The organism is Secundilactobacillus similis DSM 23365 = JCM 2765 (assembly GCF_001311075.1).
In the GTDB taxonomy this organism is placed as follows: domain Bacteria; phylum Bacillota; class Bacilli; order Lactobacillales; family Lactobacillaceae; genus Secundilactobacillus; species Secundilactobacillus similis.
The window spans coordinates 1-21,336 of sequence record NZ_BBAD01000058.1 but is presented as its reverse complement, the minus strand read 5'-3'; the positions used below and the strand labels follow the sequence as shown (position 1 = coordinate 21,336).

Genomic DNA, 21,336 nt, shown 5'->3' with positions numbered 1-21,336 from the left:
AAGAGTGTCAATATTACACTCGAAAACCGAATTCTGTACTCGGCGGCCATACCGTGAACAAATCTTCGCAACTCTACTTAGACGTTTTTGGCCTCCATCAGAAGTAATTGCAATATCATAAGCCGCAACAATCAACATACATAACCAACCTCACTTCCACAAAAATGGTGGATATTCATCTAAGTCACCGCGTAGATAACGCGCCAATAACATCGCCTGACAAAATGGCACAAGTCCCCACATAATTTTTTCACCGAGATAGGGGTGAACAATTTGCTCTTGTTTCCGTTTTTGCCATTCGCTTAAAAATAGTTTTCTAGCATCATCTTTCAAGGTAACCGCACCGCTCTCTGCCATCACAAATTGATCTGCTTTAATGACCTGACGATTAATTAGCCGCAAGACAAAACGGTCTGCAAAAACACCTCTCAATTCTTCCATAACATCTAACGCCAGAGACATTCGCCCTGGTCGATCCTGATGCATAAAGCCAACGTAGGCATCAAGCCAACTGTCTCAAGCGCTGATGCAACATCATGAGCTAGTAGCGTATATGCAAATGACAAGAGTGCGTTCACTCTATCTTTCGGAGGTCGGCGATTACGTCCATTGAACTTAAAATCATCTCGTTGCTGTAAGACCATCTGTGGAAACAATGCAAAATACTGTGTCGCAGCGTTACCTTCAATTCCTCGTAGTGTTTCTAAGTCGTTAACCTCAGATAACATTTGAAGTGTTTCATTTAATTTTTTAGAAACTGCTTTGAACTCGTCTACATCAACTACTAATCCGTGATCTCTGGTCATTCGTTCCAGTTGCCAGCGTTGGTTATAGAGTTTACCGATAATAAAGTTTCGAGCAATTTCACAACTCTGCTCTTTATCAAACGACCGCGCATACTGTGTCTTTCTCAAAACAACGTTGCCATAACTTGGTCCAACAACCCGACCAATAAATTTTCCGTGAGGAGATAAAAACGAAAGCGCAATGTGCTGCGATAGACATTCCTGCATCAACGCTGGACTCGCACCTGCTCGACCAAACGTCACGATACCTTCCAAATTGATCAACGGAATTTTACCGATTAATTGATGATCTACACTGACAGATACATTGCCACCATCCAGCATCAAATATGACTCCGGTTGTGTAATATATAGTGTATTCAACAAACGCCTCATTCACTCAGCTTCTTTCTCAGGTAACTTGAAACGGATTGTTTTTTCATCATTTCAGGTAAACAAATTTCTTTTAGTGAACAATTACGACACCAAGCGCCCGTTTTTACCTTGGGCGTGTACCGCCGTTGCCAATATTGATGCATTTCCGCAACGACTTGCTTAAACTGTGTTCGCAACTCTGGTGTAAACGGAATCGTTTCTCGTCGTCGGGTTTCTTGATAAAAAACATCACCACTATCAATGGCGCACCCTAACATCTCTTCTAAACAAATCGCTTCGCCAAGTAACTGTAACGCATCTGATGAATCATATTTTTTATGACCATGCTTATACTCAACCGGAATCGGCTGATAAGTTCCGGTTGCTTGTTGAATTTGAATTCCTTCTGCTTGACGTTTAAACTCAACGACATCACAAATACCCGTTAATCCATATTCAACTGAATGAACAGGTAGTGCTCGAATAACAACCGTATCGCCACGATGTTCCCGAATCTCTGGTTGATCCGCTTTATGATGCAGCTGCTGTCCCTCGAAGGTCAATACGTTGTCCTGCCACGCTTGCTCTACGTGAATTAGTGCCCATTGTCGTCGGCAAAACATAAAGTGTTGTAATCCCGAAATCATTAAATAATCTGATTCGTCATATACCATCTTATTCACTCTCACTATCATTGATTGCGTAAAAGATTCAGTATTATCTTACTGTTCGATAAATTCAATATAAGCCCGAATATAGTTAGTTGCAAGCGCTTTCTTTTTTTGCTTAAATATTTTCGCATTTAATATTTCAATCAATAGTAAAAATAATTATTTGGCATACCTAAAAATCACTTGAATCTAATCTCATCCATGATATGATTAACACATAGAGAAACAAAACAACTATTTTGGAGGAACCCAATGCTTACCGAAAACGACTTTAAAGTCACTTCAATGTATCCACATCGTGTACTATTGGCTGTCGATGATGACGACGACATCTCATCACAAAAGGCATTCAACTACGCCTGCACGATTGCAAAAATGGCCAACCTGCCACTCGCCATCGTTTCCGTTCTAGAAACTGGTGACATGAACATTTTTCAATCACTATCACCCGATGTGCTTGATCAACGCCGAGCTGAAATTTCAGCCCATCTTGATACGTATTTGGCGAAGGCCAAAGAATTTGGTGTTGAAAATGCTGAAAAACGGCTTGGTGAAGGTCGGCCAGAACACGTCTTACTCGATACTTTGATTCCTGATTTTGAACCAGACCTCATCGTACTTGGCTCACATCACCATCGTGTCGGCCACGTTGCGGCAGCGGTTGTCCGCGAATCTACCGCATCCGTCATCGTCGTCCGCTAAACCAAAACCCAACTCAAAAATCCGCTCAAAGCCAATCACTGACTTCGAACGGATTTTTTCATATTGTCTAAATGCCAAACGCCGGATCATACCTCAACTCCCCAGCAACCCCATTCAGTCGCCCATCACCCAACGCCTTCAGCATAAAATACTTCGACTCAACAGCCATCGGCGCCGTCACCCCAAACTCATCAGCAGGCCGATACCCAAACCGCCCATAATAGTCCGGATCCCCCAAAATCGAAATCGCCAAAAACTGCGAATCGGCCGCCCGCAATTCCAACTCTCGAATTAACGCACCACCAATTCCTCGACTCTGATACGCCGGCAAAACCGCCAGCGGCGCTAATACCAACACGAGCGCCCCATCGTCACCAACCCGCGCTTCACTCAGCAACGCATGACCAACAGCCTGTCCATCAACAACCGCCACCACGTCGAACTCTTGATGATAGTGCTCGCTTTGTCGCAACGCTGCAACCAACTCTGCTTCATGACCGTCCGAATGTTCTGCTGTGGCGAATGCCGTAGTGATTAATGCTAAACTTGGCGCTAAAGTTGCTTTACTCACAGTTTCAATTTTCATTTCGCTCACTCCTCTTGCTTTCTCTCAAATTTAAGTTAGCATTTTTCAAACACATCGGTCAATCAATTCTTCATCGCATTCAAATTATAAGTCCACTTCAATCACGATCAAACACAAAAAGCTATCACAGTACCTCAACCGGCACCATGATAGCCTTTTCAATTCATCTTCAAATAAACAAACTCACCAACGTCACCAAACCCGGCAACGCCTGAATCAAAAAGATCTTCTTCGTAGCAGTAAACCCACCATACAAGCCAACCACCAGCACAAATGCACTCAGCAACCGGAACACCATCACTTGCGCACTACCGCTGAACAACACTAAACTCAGCAGAAACAGTACCCCAAGCATCCCGTTATAGATGCCTTGATTCTTCAGCGCCGTTTGCGCCTCCGGTTGGTGGACGAACCGTTCTGGCATCCCAAAGCTCTTGGCTTGAGTGGCCGGTGACGCAAACATTTCCAACCCCATGATGCCGATGTGCAGAATGCCTAAAATAACGACTAAAATTAAACTAACGCTATTCACTTTCCCCTACCCCTTTTGAACCGAATTTTACCAAATAATACCACGTCTAGTATAGGCGTCACGGTACGCCGTTGCAATTCCAACGGTCCAACTAAAAAAGCTACCGTAAGCACCTATCACTAAGTACTCACAGTAGCTTTCAAATTTCATCTTAATCGTTTACCGAGTAAGAACTCAGCCTACTAACTGCTAGGCGTTTATTCCCACTCAATAGTCGAAGGTGGCTTACTCGTAACGTCATACACAATTCGGTTAACGTGCTTCACTTCGTTAACGATTCGCGTACTGATTTGAGCTAAGACTTCGTATGGAATGTGCGCGAAGTCGGCAGTCATCCCATCGATAGAAGTTACGGCCCGAATACCAACGGTGTAATCGTAGGTCCGGCCGTCACCCATGACACCGACTGAACGGATACCTGGTAAGACGGTGAAGTATTGCCAGATGTCGCGGTCTAAGCCGGCTTTTTTGATTTCTTCTCGGAGGATCAGGTCACTATCACGGACGATTTCGAGTTTTTCTTCGGTGATTTCACCGATAACTCGAATACCCAGACCAGGACCAGGGAATGGTTGGCGCCAGACTAAGTCAGATGGCATGCCCAACTTTTCACCTAATTCACGGGCTCATCCTTGAAGAGTGAACGCAGTGGTTCGATCAATTGGAAGTGCATGTCTTCTGGCAAACCGCCCACGTTATGGTGAGACTTGATGGTTTGCGCCGTGTCAGTCCCGCTTTCGATCACGTCGGTGTACAACGTGCCTTGGGCCAAGAAGTCGATGCCGTCCAGCTTTTGGGCTTCATCATTGAAGACTTGGATAAACTCGTTCCCAATGATCTTGCGCTTCTTTTCGGGTTCGCTGACACCAGCCAGCTTCGACAAGAACCGTTCTTGGGCGTTGACTTGGATAATGTTCAAGCCGAACTTACCCTTCAAACTGTCCATCACTTGTTCTGCTTCACCCTTCCGCAGCAGACCGTGGTCAACGAAGATGCTGGTCAGTTGGTTACCAATGGCTTTGTGCAAGAGCACGCCAACCACTGAGGAATCAACCCCACCAGACAAGCCCAAGAGGACCTTCTTGTCACCGACAGTTTCGCGGATGTGTTGAATCTGTAAGTCAATGAAGTCATCCATTGACCAGTTTGCTTCGGCGCCACAGACGTCAAAGGCGAAGTGCTTCAGGATCTCGTTACCGTAATCGGTGTTCCGAACTTCGGCGTGGAATTGAATTCCGTAGAAGTTGCGGGTGGTATCCTGCATCGCAGAGATTGGACATTCAGGGCTGGTTGCAACAGCTTCAAACCCTTCAGGTACCTTGGTTACCAAGTCACCATGACTCATCCAAACGTTTTGTTCCTTGGGTGTGTTGGCAAATAACTTGGCATCATCACTGGTAACCGTGATCGCTGCCCGGCCGTATTGGCCATTATCTGAGTCCACTTGACCATTCAGCGTGTAAGCCATCAACTGCATCCCGTAGCAGATTCCCAAAATCGGAATCCCTAACTCGAACAGTTCTGGGTCCACCCGCAGTGCATCCTTAGCGTACACACTGTTTGGGCCACCAGAAAAGATGATCCCCTTAGGATTAAGGGCTTTGACTTCGGCCGCCGTGATCTTATGGGACATCAATTCAGAATAGATGCCTAAATCACGGATCCGTCGTGTAATCAATTGGTTGTACTGGCTACCAAAGTCCAGCACAATGATCTTATCAAAGGACGATAAATCCACCTTTGCCAATCCGTTCACTCCTTTTTATTAAACCTGAAATTATCACTATGCCACTATCATACGGGTATTTCGAATGCCGGTCAATTAAAATTAGCAACTTTTTATTGTTCGGCTTTCTCTAACCTCATTTTTTAAGCAAATTCACGGTAACTGACTGAATTGAAAGCGTTTCACTCAACTTGTTCGGTATAACGTTAATTTCTCATTATTCGGCTAGACCAAAATCAGCAACGCACACATTACGACTTCCGTAACATCACCCGGTCGATCATGTGAGCATCACCCTTATGAATGATCATGTCCGCCCGGCTTCTGGTTGGCAGAATGTATTCCTCCAAGTTCGGCAGGTCAATCGTATTCCAGATGTGCTCAGCCGCCGCCACTGCGGTATCCAGATCACCCTCGGTATAGTGATGATAGTAGTTATCCGGATCATCCGCCGCCAGCGTCAACAACGCCTTAAACCGTTCCAAATACCACGTTTCGATCATATCCGGCTCCGCATCCACGTAAATCGAAAAGTCCGTAAAGTCCGACACGTAGATTTGTTCGGTACTTGGCAGTTGTAAAGTGTTGATACCTTCAACGATCAACACGTCTGGCTGCACGATTTCTTGTACCTCATCCGGCACAATATCGTACACCTTGTGGGAGTAGACTGGCACTTCCATGACCTTCTTACCGGATTTGACGTTATTCAAAAACTTGATCAACGCCTTCATGTCGTAACTTTCCGGGAACCCTTTTCGGTCAAGGATCCCGCGTTTCTTTAACTCAGCCGTCGGATACAAGAACCCATCCGTCGTGATCAACTCCACCCGCTGATCGCCGAAAAAGTGGTTCATCAAAACCTTCAGCAGCCGCGCAGTGGTACTCTTCCCCACCGCCACACTCCCGGCGATTCCGATAATGTAGGGCACGTGTCGCGCTTTTTGCCGCAGAAACTTCGCCTTCACGCTCTGCCAGTGATCAAACTGGTTGATCTCCAAGCCGAGGAAGTGAATCAGCGGAATGTAAATATCTTGCACGTCCTGCACCGAGATTTGGTCGTTGAACGCTTGAATCTGCTTCAAACTAGCCTGTGTCAGGGGCACCGACGCGTCTTGGTAAAAATCACGCCACTCTGCCTTGGTAAAACTATCATAGTTAATTAAATCATTCGTCATCAGTGTCCGCCTCAATCCGTTCGTTGCAAAATGCATTGTGTTTATTATACATGAAGCGCTATCATTTTTGTAGGAGAGTGTGAAAAGTCGCGTTTAGGCCTCAGAATATAAGTAGCGGGCACCGCGAATTCCCGGGCTTTGGGAGTTCGTGGTGCCCGCTACTTATATGGCCGAGGTCTGCAACTTTTCACACGTTTAGGCTATATAGCAGTCTCGATGTGAAAGTAACCTCATCAATAATCTTCAGTTAAGAAGTCAGTTCGATACTTACCAAGCCAAACAGTTGCGCTAGCTAACCCCATCGAAACACTCGCAAGCGTATCAATGCAGTTAAATCAAATAGTCAGGTCAGCAACCTAACCCTCCAACACATACTCCTCAGCCGGCACCGTCCCAAACAACGGCGACAACTCACCGGTCGCCAAAACGGTCAGCTGATGCATCGCCCGTGAACAGATCGTGTAAAGCAATTGCCGTTCACCATCATCAAAGTAAGTCTTCTTAGACGCTTCCCAAACGATAACCGCATCGAATTCCAACCCCTTAGCGAGGAAGGATGGCACGATGATCACACCGGGCGCCAGACGTTGGTTTTCGGATTGAATCAACGTCACCTTCACGCCATCCGCTTGAAGCCGGTCAGCTAAAGCCCGACAGTCAGCTAAGGATTTGCCAATAATGGCTGTCGTTTCCTTGGCGGCGTTATTGGCGTCGAGTTGCTGCTTCAAGCGCGCAATCGTGCTTTCCGCATCCGCCGAAACGCTCACCACTGGTAGCGCCCCGCTTCGGTTGAACGCCGTTACGGCTTCCCCGTTCACCAGAATATGGCGGGTGAAGTCGGTGATCTGTTGCGTTGACCGGTACGATTGGGTCAATTGAACGACCCGGGTCTTCTCCGGATCAAACATCGTGCTCAGTTCGCTCAACAGCGTACGACTATTTTCCTTGGTGAAGATGGCTTGGTTCAAGTCCCCCAGCAGCGTAAAGCGTGCCCGTGGGAAACTGAACTTCAGGAACGCTAATTGGAACGGCGTGTAATCTTGAATTTCGTCAATGAACACGTAGCGCATATCGCGTTCGCCGTGCTTACCCGTGATCTTATCGTACAGGTAGAGGTAAGCTGAAACGTTACTCAACGTGATGTGCCGGTTTTTCAGACTATCAACTGCCCGGGCAACGCTGGCCTTCCAGTCCTCACGACTGATGCCAAATGCTGGCAGGTCAATGATGGCTGGCATCGAGCGCAACATGTGCACGAACTGGGCGTTAATGCTCAAGAACCGGTTCCGGACCACCGCTTGACGAATTGGCGTAAAGGCCTTCATGACGATCTTCCGCGCTAAGAACTGGAATTCCTTGTCTTCGGATTCAAATTCGCGCGGTTGGTTGTCAAACAGGTTATCGAGGTCTTCTTTGCTGAGGCTTTGAACGGCTTCTTCGACCCACTTGGTCCGCATTTCGGCACTGATTCGGCGGTTCAATTGTTTGATCAATTGTTCGCGGGTCCCGTCTAGCCGGTTCCCTAAGCGATAGTTCTCGTTAAAGCTATAGTAGATTTCCGCAATCTTTTCCTTGGTGAAGAATGGCTTACCCCGGAAGTTGATATTCTTGAAGATCATGTCTTCCTTTTCCAGATGGTTGGCGTAAGCGGTCACGGCATCGAAGAAGTCTAAGCTGCCCTTCAACGAATCGATTCGCTTTTGCGCATCCGTATAGTCTTCGCTAAACCGCTGTGACAACGTTTCAATCGCCAACTTCGGTACCCGGCGACCCGAGTACTGGTAGTACGTCATCTGAACCATGTTTTGTTCACCAAGTTCAGGCAACACTTGGTCGATGTAATCGTTAAATAACTGGTTGGGTGAGAATAGCACCACTTGGCCAGCTGTTAACTTGCCCCGGTAGCGGTACAACAGGTAAGCCACCCGTTGTAACACGGCCGCCGTTTTCCCGGAACCAGCGGCCCCCTGAACGAACAGGAGATCCGACTTGGTGTCCCGGATAATTTGGTTTTGTTCTTTTTGAATGGTGGTGACGATACTCTTCATCTTGGTGTCAGACTGTTCGCTCAAAGCGTCCAGCAGCATTTGATCACCAACGGCTTCTTCAGTATCGAACACCGTCTTAATGGTTGCGTCTTCAATTTGGAACTGGCGTTTTAATTTCACCGTGACGGTCTGTTCACCATCCGGCGTCTGGTAGGTCACATCGCCCAACCCACCGTCATAATAAACACTAGAAATCGGCGCCCGCCAGTCATATACTAGGAAGCGATCCGGCTCGTCTGAAAATGACGCTAAGCCGATGTAGATCGTTTCACTGCGATCTTCGCCCGCTTCGTGAAAATCGATGCGCGCAAAGTAGGGTGTTTTTTCCATTTTCTTTAACGTGGCCAACTCGTTAGTGGCGTGTTGCCAGCTGTGCTGACGTTCGCCCAGTAACTGTTGTTGCTGCCGAACGGAAAGGGCCGTCTCCATCATGCCGCCGTATGAATCGGTCTTCAATCGGAGCTCATTTGAGAAATTATCACGAATGGCTGTTTCGTCCGAAGCTGCTTGATCGATCCGCTCTTGTGATTTGGTCTGAGCCACCTTGATCTTATCAACTACTGAATCGAGATGGGCTTGCTCTTGTTGCTTAATTGTCGCTGCCATAATGAACCTCCAATCGTGAATTTCGATGTATAAGTGTAACACGTTTAGAGTGCGGAGGGAAGCGTTTAGATAGCGGAGTGTAAGGTGAACAAGTGAAAAGGCCCGGGCTTGGCCTTTTTGCTTGTTCACCTTACATGCAGCTATCTGCTTCACTCCGCACGTTTCGGCGCGGTGGCCAGAAAAGCCTACGACGACAACCCCTCTATTGTATTGACTACTAAAAAATCCAATCATCCTCGCGACGAAAACAACGTTGCCTGAACGCTCGTCGCCAATCACAAAAATGTAAAGCAATCCTCACGTCGCAAAGAAAGCGACCCACCCAACTTACCAAAAACATCAGCTCCAAGACTACCGAAAATAAAGCAGCCTCAACCCACATCATCTTCACCACCACCTAACCCGCACCACCCCAAAATAGCTCACACAAAATACCAAAATCCATCAAGGAAGTGTCAACCAATGGACCAAATCTCCTTAGTCATCATCTTACTAGCCGCCCTCCTCATTCCACTCATCATGGCGCGCTTCAAACTCACGCTACTGCCAACCGCCGTCATCGAAATCATCGTCGGCGTGATTCTCGGCCCCAGCGTGTTCGACCTGATCACGGCCAACACGACCCTCGACCTGCTTAAAAACGTCGGCGTCATCGTGCTGTTGTTCCTGAGTGGCCTAGAAATCGACTTTAGCCTGTTTCGAAAGCGAAACACTGAACTCACCCCACTGGAGCAAAAGCAGGCCTTAGACGCGCCGAAATACTCATCAGTGGCGCTGGCTTCATCAGTTACGGTACCATCGTCGTTCTATCGATTGGCCTCGGCTGGCTCCTGCAAGTCACCGGCCTCTTCAGCGACATGTGGTTATCAGCGATCCTCTTCATGACCATTTCACTGGGCATCGTGATTGCGGCGCTCAAGGAAAAGGAACTCCTCAGCCGGCCATTCGGACAAACCGTGCTTCTGATCTCCGCGTTAGGTGAAGTCGTGCCTATGCTGGGACTGACCTTTTACGCCTCAGTCTACAGCCCAACGTCCAAGTCACTGTGCTGTTACTGCTGATTCTCCTCGCCGCAGCCGCCCTCGTTTGGCGGTTCAAAGCGTTCTTCAAGTTCTTCGACCGCATCAACAAGTCCACCACCCAACTGGACGTGCGCCTCTCATTCTTCGTCATCGTTGCGCTGGTCACCACCGCTGAATCGGTTGGGGCTGAAGGGATCCTTGGCGCCTTCCTCGCTGGGATCGTCATCAAGTTACTCGAACCCCACGAAGAAACGAAAGTGCGTCTGGATTCCATCGGTTACGGCTTCTTCATCCCGATCTTCTTCATCATGAGTGGTGTGGGTCTCAACCTACGCACCCTGTTGAACGACCGGCAAACGTTGATCCTGATTCCGGTATTTCTCATCGCCTACTTCGTTGCCAAACTGGCGGTTTTCCCGGTCCTGAAACTACGCTTTAAAACGGCAAATGCCTTCGCCGGCGCTGCCATGACCAGCACGACTTTGACCGTGGTTTTAGCCATCCTGCAAGTTGCCGAACACCTGCACAAAATCACCAGTCAGCAGTCCGGCGCCTTTCTGTTAGCCGCCATCATCACCTGTGTGGTTGGCCCGCTCCTCTTCAACAAGCGCTACTCAACTGAGGCCGCTGACCAGAAGCCAACCACGGTGCATTTTATCGGCACCAACCTCTTAACCGTTCCAGTTGCCCAACAGTTGGCCAAATCCTGGTATGATATTCATATGTATACTGACCGGGAGCCGAACTACCGGGCCTTTAATAGCGAAACCGACGTGCACCTACTGAAAAATCTGGTACCAGACGACCTCGTTGCTGAAAACGTCTTTGACGCCGACATCGTGGTGCTGGGGCAGAGTAACTCTAAGGAAAACTACCGACTCGCTAAAGCGGCTAAGCAATATGGTGTCAACCGCGTCATTGCCCGGTTCGAAGACCCCAACATTCTCGATGAGCGGAAGGAAACGCTGGTTAAAATGGGGGTGGAAGTTTACAGCACCCCAGACGTCAACATCAGCATGCTTCGCGGGCTGATTGAAACGCCATCGACTATCCAACTGCTCACCGCCACCGAATCTGGCGTCTTCGAAGTCCAACTCCGGAATCACAAGTATACCGATATTCAGATTCGCAACCTGCCGTTCATCGACGACATCACCATTTCCCAAATCTACCGGGAGAAGCGCTTTGTTCGCCCAAGTGGTGATACACCATTGAAGCTGAACGACCGCATTTTATTCACCAGCAGTAAAGCCGAAGCGCCCCGCATCCGTCGGGAACTTGGCAAATTGAACTAACTCAGGAGGAACTTTCATGACAACCTTTAACATCTACCTCGTCCGCCACGGCCAAACGTATTTGAACAAATACCACCGGCTCCAAGGCTGGATCGACGCGCCCCTGACCGAAACTGGCTTAGCCGACATCGCCCACGCGGGTGACCGGCTCAGCAAAATCACCTTCGACCAAGCCTACACCAGCGACCTGCCCCGTGCCCGCCAAACGGCCGAAGCCATCTTGGCCCGAAACCCAAGCCCGTTGACCGAGGCGATTCCAAATGCCGCCTTTCGGGAAGAAAACTTCGGCTATTACGAAGGTAACGATGACGTGGCAACTTGGCACTTGGTTGGCGGTCCTGAAGCGCATAACACCTTTAACGACTTGATCAGCACCTACTCTATCGAAACCATCAAGGACATGTTACACGACCTCGACCCAACCGGTGACGCCGAAACCAACGCCCAATTCTGGGCCCGGCTCCAACCCGGTTTCGACACTGTCATCGCCAACGCCAATGATGGCGACAACGTCCTGATCACCTCTCACGGCACCACCATCCGCAGCATCGTCTCCCGCTTCGCGCCGGACATCGACATCGCGGTCTCAGCCCTCAACGGCGCCGTCACCAAACTCACCGTCACAGACGGCCAGATCAGCGTTGATTACTACAACAATGCGGATCAGGAACTTTAATCTTAAGCTAGTTAACCGCCACTCGTTTAATTACGGGTGGCGGTTTTTGTTTGCGCTGGCGTCCTCATTGACGCGTTAATCATGGATGATATTGTGGGCACAACCGGCCGGCGAAAAAATCGGACGCTGGAACGCCATGGGCACGATTCTAAGCCGAAAGTTCACGTCTTAGAATTCGGCCTTATACTAGGGCGGCAAAGAACGCCACCCAAGTATAATGTCATGGCTGAGGCCCAATTTTCTGACCGACCTCTTGTTTGCGGGTTATCGGCAGCGGGACCGCGCTCCCGAAAATTTATCATGGAAGGCCAAACTGTCGGACAATGACAATTGCGAACATCTCAGTAAACGTTGAATGACAACTTTACAGCATTGCGCCATCAGTGCATTCAAGCGCGTTAAGTCAACGTTCAGAATGAATTAACGTTTATTCATCGCGATTCTGAAGCATCGACTGCAGACCAGTTTTTGCGATTTATCGAATTAACGCCGGTCGTTGCGGTACCGTAGCACGACAGCAAGCCGTTCAGCTAAGCACTTGAGATGATCTGCAATAGCGCCGAATTGCGCCAACGTAAGATGTAGGTAGGCGGTTAGGTTCCTGCTGTGTCGCGATGATTGGTGGTTGATGGCGGGCTTCCAGCAACCGCCAATCATCGGGGACGAAGTTAAGACTCGTACGGGTTTGGCGAGGCTTAACTTCGAGGCCTGAGACCGCCCTTCGGCTCAGGCCGGTCCCCACAGCTGGAACCAAACCGCCTACCGGAATCGAAAGATTACGCAAATCACCGCTCGCCATACAAATGACAAAAAAGCCGAACCCAGACACAGGTTCGGCTTTCCAGTTACTGTTCAGTTAGACCAGCTCAAGTCCCATCTTTTTCGCGCGGTCGCGATACATTGGAATTTCGTCTTCACTGGCTTGGACGAAGTGGTGTGGCGCAATCTCAACGAGTTCACGCTTCTTAGAGCCATCTTCGTATTTTGGATCATAATCAATTTGAGTCCGAGTCCGCTCGTACTCTGGATCGGGTACGGGAACGGCGGACAGCAGGCTCTTGGTGTAGTCGTGAAGCGGGTGGTTGTAAACTTCATCCGCCGTGCCGACTTCCAGCATCCGGCCGTAGTGCAACACGCCGATGCGGTCACTGATGTACTTGACCATCGATAAATCATGGGCGATGAACAGGTACGTCAAGTGACGTTCCCGTTGGAGCTGCTTCATCAAGTTGACCACTTGGGCTTGAATCGACACGTCCAACGCGGAGATTGGTTCGTCGGCGATGATGAACTTTGGTTGAACGGCTAACGCCCGAGCAATCCCGATCCGTTGCCGTTGACCACCAGAAAATTCGTGGGGGTAACGACTAGCGTGGTCGCGGTTTAACCAACCGTTTCTAGCAGGTCAGCCACTTGCTTGCTTCGGTCATCGTCGTCCTTAGCCAAATGGTTGATGTCGATGCCTTCAGCGATGATATCCTTGACCTTCATCCGCGGGTTCAATGAGGCGTACGGATCTTGGAAGATCATCTGCATGTCACGCCGGAATTGTTGCATCTTTTGCTTGTCGCGCATGCCAATGACTTCTTGGTCGTTGAACTTGATCGACCCGCTCGTTGGCGTGTACAGGTGAATGATTGCCCGCCCAGCCGTGGTTTTCCCAGAGCCAGATTCGCCAACTAACCCGAACGTTTCACCCTCGTAGATGTCAAAGGAGATATCATCGACGGCTTTCACTTCGTCCTTTTTGCCAACGTTAAAATACTGCTTGAGGTGCTTGACTTCCAAGACTTTTTTACGGTTTAGCTCGTCCATTATTGCTGCTCCTCCTGTTCTTGAACTTGGTGGTGCAGGTCAGCATCGGCGAGTTGTTGTTGCAACTTCGCAAACTGCTCTTGGCGCTGTAAGATTTGAATCGGTGGCGTTACCTTTGGGGCATCCGGATGGAGCAACCAAGTTGCCGCGTAGTGGGTTGGTGACACCTTGAAGAACGGTGGTTCCTTTTCGGTGTCAATCTTCAACGCATATGGATTCCGAGCCGCAAAGGCGTCCCCAGCTGGTGGATCCAGTAAATCTGGTGGCGTCCCTGGAATCGATGGTAATTCCTCACCATTGGTATCCAAGGTTGGCATTGAACTCAACAGGCCCCAAGTGTAGGGGTGCTTTGGGTTGTAGAAGATTTCGTCAACTGTTCCGTATTCCACAATTTTACCGGCATACATAACAGCCACGCGGTCAGCCATTCCGGCCACCACGCCTAAATCGTGGGTGATGAAGATGATTGAAGTCGAGATCTTATCTTGCAACTCACGCATCAAGTCCAATATTTGGGCTTGAATCGTCACGTCCAACGCGGTGGTTGGTTCGTCGGCAATCAGGATTTCGGGGTAGTTGATCAACGCAATCGCGATCACGATTCGTTGCCGCATCCCACCTGAGAATTGGTGCGGGTAGTCGTTAATGCGGTGTTCAGCATCCGTGATGCCAACCAACTTCATCATTTCCAGCGCCTGCGCCATTGCCTTATCCTTTTTGACCCCTTTGTGGACCATCAACGGTTCGGCGATTTGACGGCCGATCCGCATGGTTGGGTCCAGTGAGGTCATTGGATCTTGGAAAATTTGGGCGATTTGCGCGCCCCGAAGGTTTTCAAGTTCCTTTTGTGACATCTTTAAAATATCTTTGCCGTGAAAATCAACTTCCCCGCCAGCAATTTCAGCGTTGTTGCTAACAGCCCCATGATCGACCGGGTGGTGACGGTTTTACCCGACCCAGATTCCCCGACGATGGCGAGCGTTTCGCCCTTTTTCAAATCGAAGCTGACATTACGAATCGCCTTGACCGTCCCAGCGTAGGTCTTAAAGTTAATTTTGAGGTCCTTCACGGACAAAATGGTTTCGTTACTTTCCATTTCAGGGTTCACCTACTCTTTCGTTTGCGGATCAAAGGCATCCCGAAGGCCATCGGCGAAAACGTTGAAGGCAATCATGATAATCGACAGCACGATTGCTGGATACCACATTTGATACGGCAAGAATTGGAAGTTCTTCTGCCCATCGTTCAGCAAGGTCCCAAGGGAAGCCTTTGGTGAACTGATCCCGATCCCAACGTAGGATAGGAACGCTTCGAAGAAGATGGCACTTGGAATGGTAAACATCGTTTGAATGATAATGATACTTGAGAGGTTCGGTAGTAAGTGTTTGAAGGCGATTTTGATGGAACTTTCGCCCAGCGTCTTAGCCGCTAACACGTACTCTTGCTCCTTTAACTCCAACGTCTGCGCCCGAATCAACCGGGCCATGGTGGTCCAACTTGAAAAGGCAATGGCAATCGTAATCGACATCATCCCGGGTTTTAACACCAGGATCAACAGCACAACGACAACCAGGTTGGGAATCGACATGATGATTTCAATAATCCGTTGCATCAAGTTATCGACCCAGCCGCCCTTCCAGCCTGAGAAGAGGCCGAAGGTAACCCCGAATAACAGGTCAACCATGGTGGCAACCACGGCAACGGTCAGTGAGATTCGAGTCCCATAAAGAATCCGGGATAACATATCCCGACCAAGATAGTCGGTCCCTAACCAATAGTGCACGTGACTCGCAGCCCCGGCAGCTTGGTAAGCATCAACTCGAGAACCGGCTTGCATCAACGTCCCGTTAAACCCGTTGATGTCGATGCCCGGCCACTTTGGTGGTAAGTTTGCAAACTGTGGGTGAACCGCATTGGGATCATGTGGTGAAATGAACGCTGACCCAAATGCCATGACGAAGAAGAGAATCAGTAAAATCATGGCAATAATGGCACCCTTATTTTTCTTCAACCGCCGCCAAGCATCCTGCATAAACGTCAGGTTAGGCGCGGCAATTTTTTCACTGTCTAAGTGTTTTGACTTATCTAACGGTTCAAAACTATCTGCTGGCAGTTTAACTTCATCAGCCATTTATTTTCCTCCCACTTATTTACTGGTATTCGTAATTCGGATTCGTGGATCGATAATGCCGTAGACGATGTCGGTCAGTAACAGCACTAACATCAACAAGACACTATACATGATCGTCACGGCCATGATGGTTGGGTAGTCGTTGGTCAAAATCGACTTAACGAATTGTTCCCCGATCCCAGGCACTGAGAAAATGTTTTCGATAACCATTGACCCGGTCATAATGTTAACGGCCAATGGTCCGATGATGGTGACCACCGGAATCAGACTGTTCCGCAAGGCATGGTGATAAATCACGCCCCACTTACTCATCTTTAGCCGTTGCCAGCTCAATGTAATCCGAATTCAAAACGTCCACCATTTCCGTCCGGATAAACCGGGCCGTATCGGCGAACGGTGACGCCGCTAACGCAATCGTTGGCAGGACAGTGTAGGAGAAGCCGCCCCAGTCGGCAATTGGGAACCAACCCAATTTCAAGCCAACGTAGTACTGTAAAATAACCGCCAACACGAAACTTGGAATGGAGATCCCAAGAATTGAGACGATGGTTGTCGTCGAGTCAACCCAGGTATTTTTCTTAATAGCCCCTAACGCACCGACTAAGATACCAGGAATGACCCCTAAGATCATGGCTTGTGCCCTAAGATCAATGATGGTCCGATCCGGCTTGAGATCAAGTATGAGACGGGTTGGTCACTAAATTGGAACGAGGTCCCAAAGTCACCGTGGAAGATGCCGCCCACGTAAATCAGGTACTGTTGCCAAACCGGTTTTGTCAAACCGTACTGCTTCAAGATCAAGTGTTGTTGCGCCGGTGACAGTTTTTGCTGGTTGGTCAGCGGTGTCCCGGGCAGCAGCTTCATCATGAAGAACGTGACGGTGATGACGATGAATAACGTTAATAGCAGATAAAATATCCGCTTGCCTAAATATTTCGCCATGAAGCTACCTCTCCATTCTACTAACTATTAATTAAACGCGTTGAGCACGATTGCTCAAAAATGAGTGCTATGTAAAAGTAAGGATTGACGCAGGTCGATCCTTACCTCCACTAGAATTTTCAGCAACTGATTCTAGATCAGCCGTTGGTTAACTTAATTGACCCTACTTCGCATCACTGATGTAAGCGTGACTAAAGTCCCATTGGGCGCCAGTTGGGAAGTACACGACCCCTTTGACCTTGGTCTTCAGCATCTGCGCTTGGGTTTGTTGATACAGTGGCACGATCCCTTGTTGTTGCATCAGGGTCTTTTCGGCCGTGGTCAAATCCTGCCAGCGCGCCGCGGCATCGTTAGCGTCCTTCCCCTCAGCGTTCTTCACTGCCGTGTCGTAAGTGCTGTTTTGCCACTTGCCACGATTATAGGCATTGGTCGACGTAAACAGTGAACTAAACGAAATCGCATCTGGGAAATCGGCGATCCAGCCGCCAATCACCATATCGAAGTCGCCGTCATTAGAGCGGCTCAACCGAACGTTAAACGGCACGTTACTGGTGGTCACTTTCAACCCTGGTAACTTGGTCAGCTGACTTTGGATAAATTCCGCGGTCTTCTTACCGTTTGGCGTATCATCCGCCAACAGCTCCAGCGAGATGCTAGATTTACCAGACTGTTTCAGTGCCTGTTTCCAAAGCGCCGTTGCCTGTTTCAGGTTGTACGCCGTCCCAGATTTAACGTAGGCCGCTTTCGCAAAGTCAGTCCCCTTGTACTCAGCTAAGTTCGTCGGGACAAGGCCTTTAGCTGGTTGCGAGCCATCCGCCAACACGTTTTTGGTCAACTGCTGACGGTTGATTGCTAACGAAATGGCCTTGCGCGCGTTAACGTTATCCTTGAAGAAGCCCTTGCGCTGGTTCAATTCCAGGTAGAAGGTCGAAGCCCCGTTACGAAGTTGCATCTCCTTATCATGCTTCAAGTGCCGGTACTGGGTGCCATCGGTGATGATTTCATCCACTTTGCCACCCTGATACTGACTGTACCAAGTCCCTTGATCCTTGATAACTTGGAAGTTGATTCGGTTTAGCTTCGTGGCCTTGGCGTTCCAGTACTGCTTATTCTTCACCAAGTGCCAGCTATTATTGGTCCCCGTCCAACCGGTCAGTTTGAAGGGGCCGTTGTACACGGCATCGGTTGCGTTAGCCGCGTACTTACTGCCGTACTTTTGAACGACCTTTTGGTTTTGCGGGAAGAAGGCCGGTGAGCCCACTAAATATTTGAAATAACTCTGGGGTTTCGACAAGGTCACAACAACCTTATACTTGCCATCAGCCTTAACTCCCAACTTAGACGGTGCCAGTTTACCCTTATTTACCGCATCATAGTTGGCGACGTGGTCGAACAAATAAGCATACTGAGACGCCGTACTTGGTTTGACCGTCCGCTGCCAACCATAAACAAAGTCCTGCGCAGTGACGGCATCGCCATTGCTCCACTTGGAATGGCGCAGGTTAAACGTCCAGGTTTTCCCGTCCTTTGAGACATCATAGGACTTCGCAACGCCGGGCTTTACCTTAGCGTTTGCCGCCAAACGTAACAGTCCTTCATCCACGTTGTTCAGTGCTTTGCCACTCACAACATCGGTCGATTTAGACGGATCCATGGTGGGCAAGTTAGCCGTTTCGACCCAGTTCAGGGTTTGATGATCGGCTAAATGCTGCTGGCTGGACTTCGACCCACAGGCCACTAACAACAGCCCGGAAGCCCCAGCAACGATCCCTAATTGCAACGCTCTCCCAAATTTCATGGTGATCACTCCCTACGTATCGCCACAGTTACTTAGTGCAAGCGTCTACCACTAAGTAACAGCCCTGCGTGTCACGATGCACACGCATAAACATCCTACAAGTATAGTACAAGCAATAATGTGTATATTGTATATTAAAAAACCATTAAAATCAATGTTGCTTTATCATCTTAATCGTATAAAAAGCCCTAATCGCTTGATTTATAAGGGTTCACCGAAATGCATATTTTTTCGCTTTGTCGAATAAGTTTTCGTAAAGTTGATAACGCAACGTTTCGGGTGAACGGGTCTCATTTATGACACTTGTTATTCACGCTGGAAGAAGTGATTGCTAATGGTTTTTAGTGTGCAGTGTTTGTGACGTTTGGCTTCGCTGACGCGTTAATCACGGTTGATATTGCGGGCACAGCCGGTCGGTCAGAAAATTTGGGCTGGAACGTCGTGGACACTGTTTTGAGCCGAAAACCCGCATCTCAAAAGCAGGTCTTTCACTAGGGCGGCAAGGAACGCCACCCAAGTGAAACGACACGGCTGAGCCTAATTTTCTGACCGACCTCTTGTTTGCGGATTGTCGGCAGCGAGACCGCTCTTTGGCTCAGCCCGGTCCCCACAGCTGGAACCTAGCCACTTACCGGAATCGACAGTTTACGCAAATCGCCACGTTTTGAAAACTGATAATCCCCTATATGACCAAAAAGTCACCCACCACAAAGTGAGCGACTTTTCGATTTTAAACTGGTGAGGTAACCGCGTTACTTCGCCACGTACATTTCCTTAAAGTTGAATGGTGTGCCGGCTGTGTTGTAGATCAAGCCCTTCACCTTTGGGTTCAACAGCTGTGGCATCGTGATTGATACAGTGGGATGACGCCTTGGTCCTTCAGCAAAACCTTTTCGGCTGAAACCATATCGTTCCAACGTTGTTGGTCTTGACCAGCAGGTGCGTTATCGGCGGCCTTGATGTAGGCGTCGTACTGCTTATTGGTCCATTGACCGTTGTTGTACGAGTTGGTTGAGGTCAAGATGTCCAAGTCAGTGGATGGGTCTGAGTAATCGGCCCCCCAGAGGGTCAAGACCATCTGGAATTGGTGCTTAGCGGACTTATCCAACCGTTGCTTGTAAGGAATGGCTGAAACCGTTACGTGCAAGCCCGGTAATTCCTTTTGGAGTTGTGATTGGACGTATTCGGCAGTGTTCTTTTCCCGTGGCGTATCATCGGACATCAGATTGATGGTCAACGACTTCTTGCCAATTTCCTTCAAGCCTTCCTTCCAGAGTTGCTTGGCTTTCTTGGCGTCATAGGTGATACCAACCCCTTTACTATCAGCATCGGTGGTAAAATCAGCGCCGGTCTTAGGGTTCTTGGCCAAACCTTTAGTGACAAACCCTGGTGCAGCAATTGAGCCGTCGCCCAACACGTTCTTGGTAAACGTCTTGCGGTCAAGCGCATATGACATCGCTTGACGAATCTTCAAGTTCTTGAAGGCTTTAACCTTCTTTTGGTTCATTTCCAAATACCCAGAACGCGCTTCGGGACGCACATTCATCTTCGAGTCCTTCAGCATGTTCTTCACTTGACTACCGCTCAAGACGGCTTCGTCAAGCTTGCCACTCTGGAACAAGTTCAACGCAGTCCCGGAATCCTTGGTGACTTGATCCTTCAGGGCCTTCAAGTGGACGTTCTTAGCATCCCAGTAGCTGTTGTTCTTGACCAATGACCATGAATCGTTAGTCCCAGTCCAACCCTTGATCTTGTATGGGCCGTCTGACAGCACACCGGCAGCCTTAGTCCCGTACTGTTTACCTTGAGCCTTCACGAATGATTCGTGTTGTGGGAAGTATGGCACGAAGCCTAACAACAGTTTGAAGTATGGAATGTTCTTGTCCAGCGTAACCTTCAAACTGTATTTGCCCGTAGCTTGGACGCCCAACGTGCTAACGGCCTTCTTGCCCTTCATAATCTGGTCGGCGTTCTTCACACCGGAGAAGATGTAGGCGTACTGGCCACCGGTCTTGGGGTTCACCGTCCGTTGCCAGCTATAAACGAAGTCTTGGGCCGTCACTGGATCACCGTTACTCCACTTGGCATGACGCAACTTGAAGGTCCACGTTTTCCCGTCCTTGGAAGTGGTCGTCTTCGTCGCAACCCAGGTTCAACCTTGTTGTTTTCCCCAAGTCGGTAAATGCCTTCGTTGGTGTTGTTCAGCATATTCATACTGATTTCATCCGTTGCCAGCGAAATATCCATGGTCGGCAACTGCGAACTTTCCATCCAGTTGACCGTTTGATCTGACGCATAACTCCCATTACTACTTGATGACGAGCTGGATGACTTGCCGCCACAGGCCGTCAACGTTAAAGCGACTGCCGCAACAGCCCCTAACCCTAATATTTTTGAAACTTTCATTGAAGTTCCTCCCCAATCACAACTTAAAATAATTGCTGATAA

General features: G+C 49.0%; 10 protein-coding genes and 7 pseudogenes. 3 read left to right on the top strand and 14 right to left on the bottom strand.

Translation table 11 applies throughout. The annotated features are described in order from the left end of the window. From cas2 to cas4, 3 genes and pseudogenes are all read right to left on the bottom strand, one after another. On the bottom strand, positions 1 to 138 hold a 138-nt coding region (gene cas2, locus JCM2765_RS16775; RefSeq protein WP_082405116.1), incomplete at its 3' end, for a CRISPR-associated endonuclease Cas2. Positions 139 to 150: 12 nt separating this feature from the next. Further along, positions 151 to 1,181 (bottom strand): annotated as a pseudogene (gene cas1c / locus JCM2765_RS11845) (type I-C CRISPR-associated endonuclease Cas1c). Continuing rightward, on the bottom strand, positions 1,178 to 1,834 hold the full coding sequence (gene cas4, locus JCM2765_RS11840; protein WP_054736932.1) for a CRISPR-associated protein Cas4: 657 nt from the start codon (positions 1,832 to 1,834) through the stop codon (positions 1,178 to 1,180). Before cas4 ends, cas1c begins: the two are co-directional and overlap by 4 nt. A gap of 249 nt (positions 1,835 to 2,083) precedes the next feature. Here cas4 and JCM2765_RS11835 point away from each other — a divergent pair, with 249 nt between their 5' ends. Then, positions 2,084 to 2,533, top strand: a complete 450-nt coding sequence (locus JCM2765_RS11835) for a universal stress protein (RefSeq protein WP_054736931.1) — start codon at positions 2,084 to 2,086, stop codon at positions 2,531 to 2,533. 67 nt (positions 2,534 to 2,600) lie between these two features. On the opposite strand, the gene JCM2765_RS11830 is transcribed toward JCM2765_RS11835, so the two are convergent. From JCM2765_RS11830 to helD, 5 genes and pseudogenes are all read right to left on the bottom strand, one after another. Beyond that, positions 2,601 to 3,119: a GNAT family N-acetyltransferase gene (locus tag JCM2765_RS11830; RefSeq protein ID WP_054736930.1), complete on the bottom strand. Its 519-nt coding sequence runs from the start codon at positions 3,117 to 3,119 to the stop codon at positions 2,601 to 2,603. A 169-nt stretch (positions 3,120 to 3,288) separates the two neighbouring features. After that, positions 3,289 to 3,594: a DUF1304 domain-containing protein gene (locus tag JCM2765_RS11825; RefSeq protein WP_420852571.1), complete on the bottom strand. Its 306-nt coding sequence runs from the start codon at positions 3,592 to 3,594 to the stop codon at positions 3,289 to 3,291. 254 nt (positions 3,595 to 3,848) lie between these two features. Then, a pseudogene (gene guaA, locus JCM2765_RS11820) lies at positions 3,849 to 5,398 on the bottom strand (glutamine-hydrolyzing GMP synthase). Between the two features lie 230 nt (positions 5,399 to 5,628). Next, positions 5,629 to 6,555, bottom strand: a complete 927-nt coding sequence (gene coaA, locus JCM2765_RS11815) for a type I pantothenate kinase (protein ID WP_054736928.1) — start codon at positions 6,553 to 6,555, stop codon at positions 5,629 to 5,631. Positions 6,556 to 6,911: 356 nt separating this feature from the next. Continuing rightward, positions 6,912 to 9,209, bottom strand: coding sequence for an RNA polymerase recycling motor HelD (gene helD / locus JCM2765_RS11810; protein WP_054736927.1), 2,298 nt, complete (start codon positions 9,207 to 9,209; stop codon positions 6,912 to 6,914). A gap of 462 nt (positions 9,210 to 9,671) precedes the next feature. Between helD and JCM2765_RS11805 the strand changes: the two are divergent. Both JCM2765_RS11805 and JCM2765_RS11800 read left to right on the top strand, forming a co-directional pair. Then, positions 9,672 to 11,526, top strand: a pseudogene (locus tag JCM2765_RS11805) (cation:proton antiporter domain-containing protein). Positions 11,527 to 11,542: 16 nt separating this feature from the next. Next, positions 11,543 to 12,202 carry a histidine phosphatase family protein gene (locus JCM2765_RS11800; protein ID WP_054736926.1) on the top strand — a complete coding sequence of 220 codons (660 nt, stop codon included), beginning with the start codon at positions 11,543 to 11,545 and terminating at the stop codon, positions 12,200 to 12,202. 856 nt (positions 12,203 to 13,058) lie between these two features. Here JCM2765_RS11800 and JCM2765_RS11795 read toward each other — a convergent pair. The 6 genes and pseudogenes from JCM2765_RS11795 to JCM2765_RS11770 all read right to left on the bottom strand — a co-directional run bounded on the left by JCM2765_RS11795 (position 13,059) and on the right by JCM2765_RS11770 (position 21,294). Further along, a pseudogene (locus JCM2765_RS11795) lies at positions 13,059 to 14,017 on the bottom strand (ABC transporter ATP-binding protein). Continuing rightward, positions 14,017 to 15,113 (bottom strand): annotated as a pseudogene (locus JCM2765_RS11790) (ABC transporter ATP-binding protein). The pseudogenes JCM2765_RS11795 and JCM2765_RS11790 overlap by 1 nt, the downstream one beginning before the upstream one ends. Before the next feature lie 12 nt (positions 15,114 to 15,125). Continuing rightward, positions 15,126 to 16,148 (bottom strand): ABC transporter permease, encoded by a 1,023-nt coding sequence (locus JCM2765_RS11785; RefSeq protein ID WP_054736925.1) that lies wholly within the window; start codon positions 16,146 to 16,148, stop codon positions 15,126 to 15,128. Between the two features lie 15 nt (positions 16,149 to 16,163). Continuing rightward, positions 16,164 to 17,090 (bottom strand): annotated as a pseudogene (opp3b, locus tag JCM2765_RS11780) (oligopeptide ABC transporter permease). Positions 17,091 to 17,253: 163 nt separating this feature from the next. After that, entirely contained in the window at positions 17,254 to 18,888 is a 1,635-nt protein-coding gene (locus JCM2765_RS11775) for a peptide ABC transporter substrate-binding protein (RefSeq protein ID WP_054736924.1), read from the bottom strand. 752 nt (positions 18,889 to 19,640) lie between these two features. Continuing rightward, positions 19,641 to 21,294, bottom strand: a pseudogene (locus JCM2765_RS11770) (peptide ABC transporter substrate-binding protein). Positions 21,295 to 21,336: the final 42 nt, after the last annotated feature.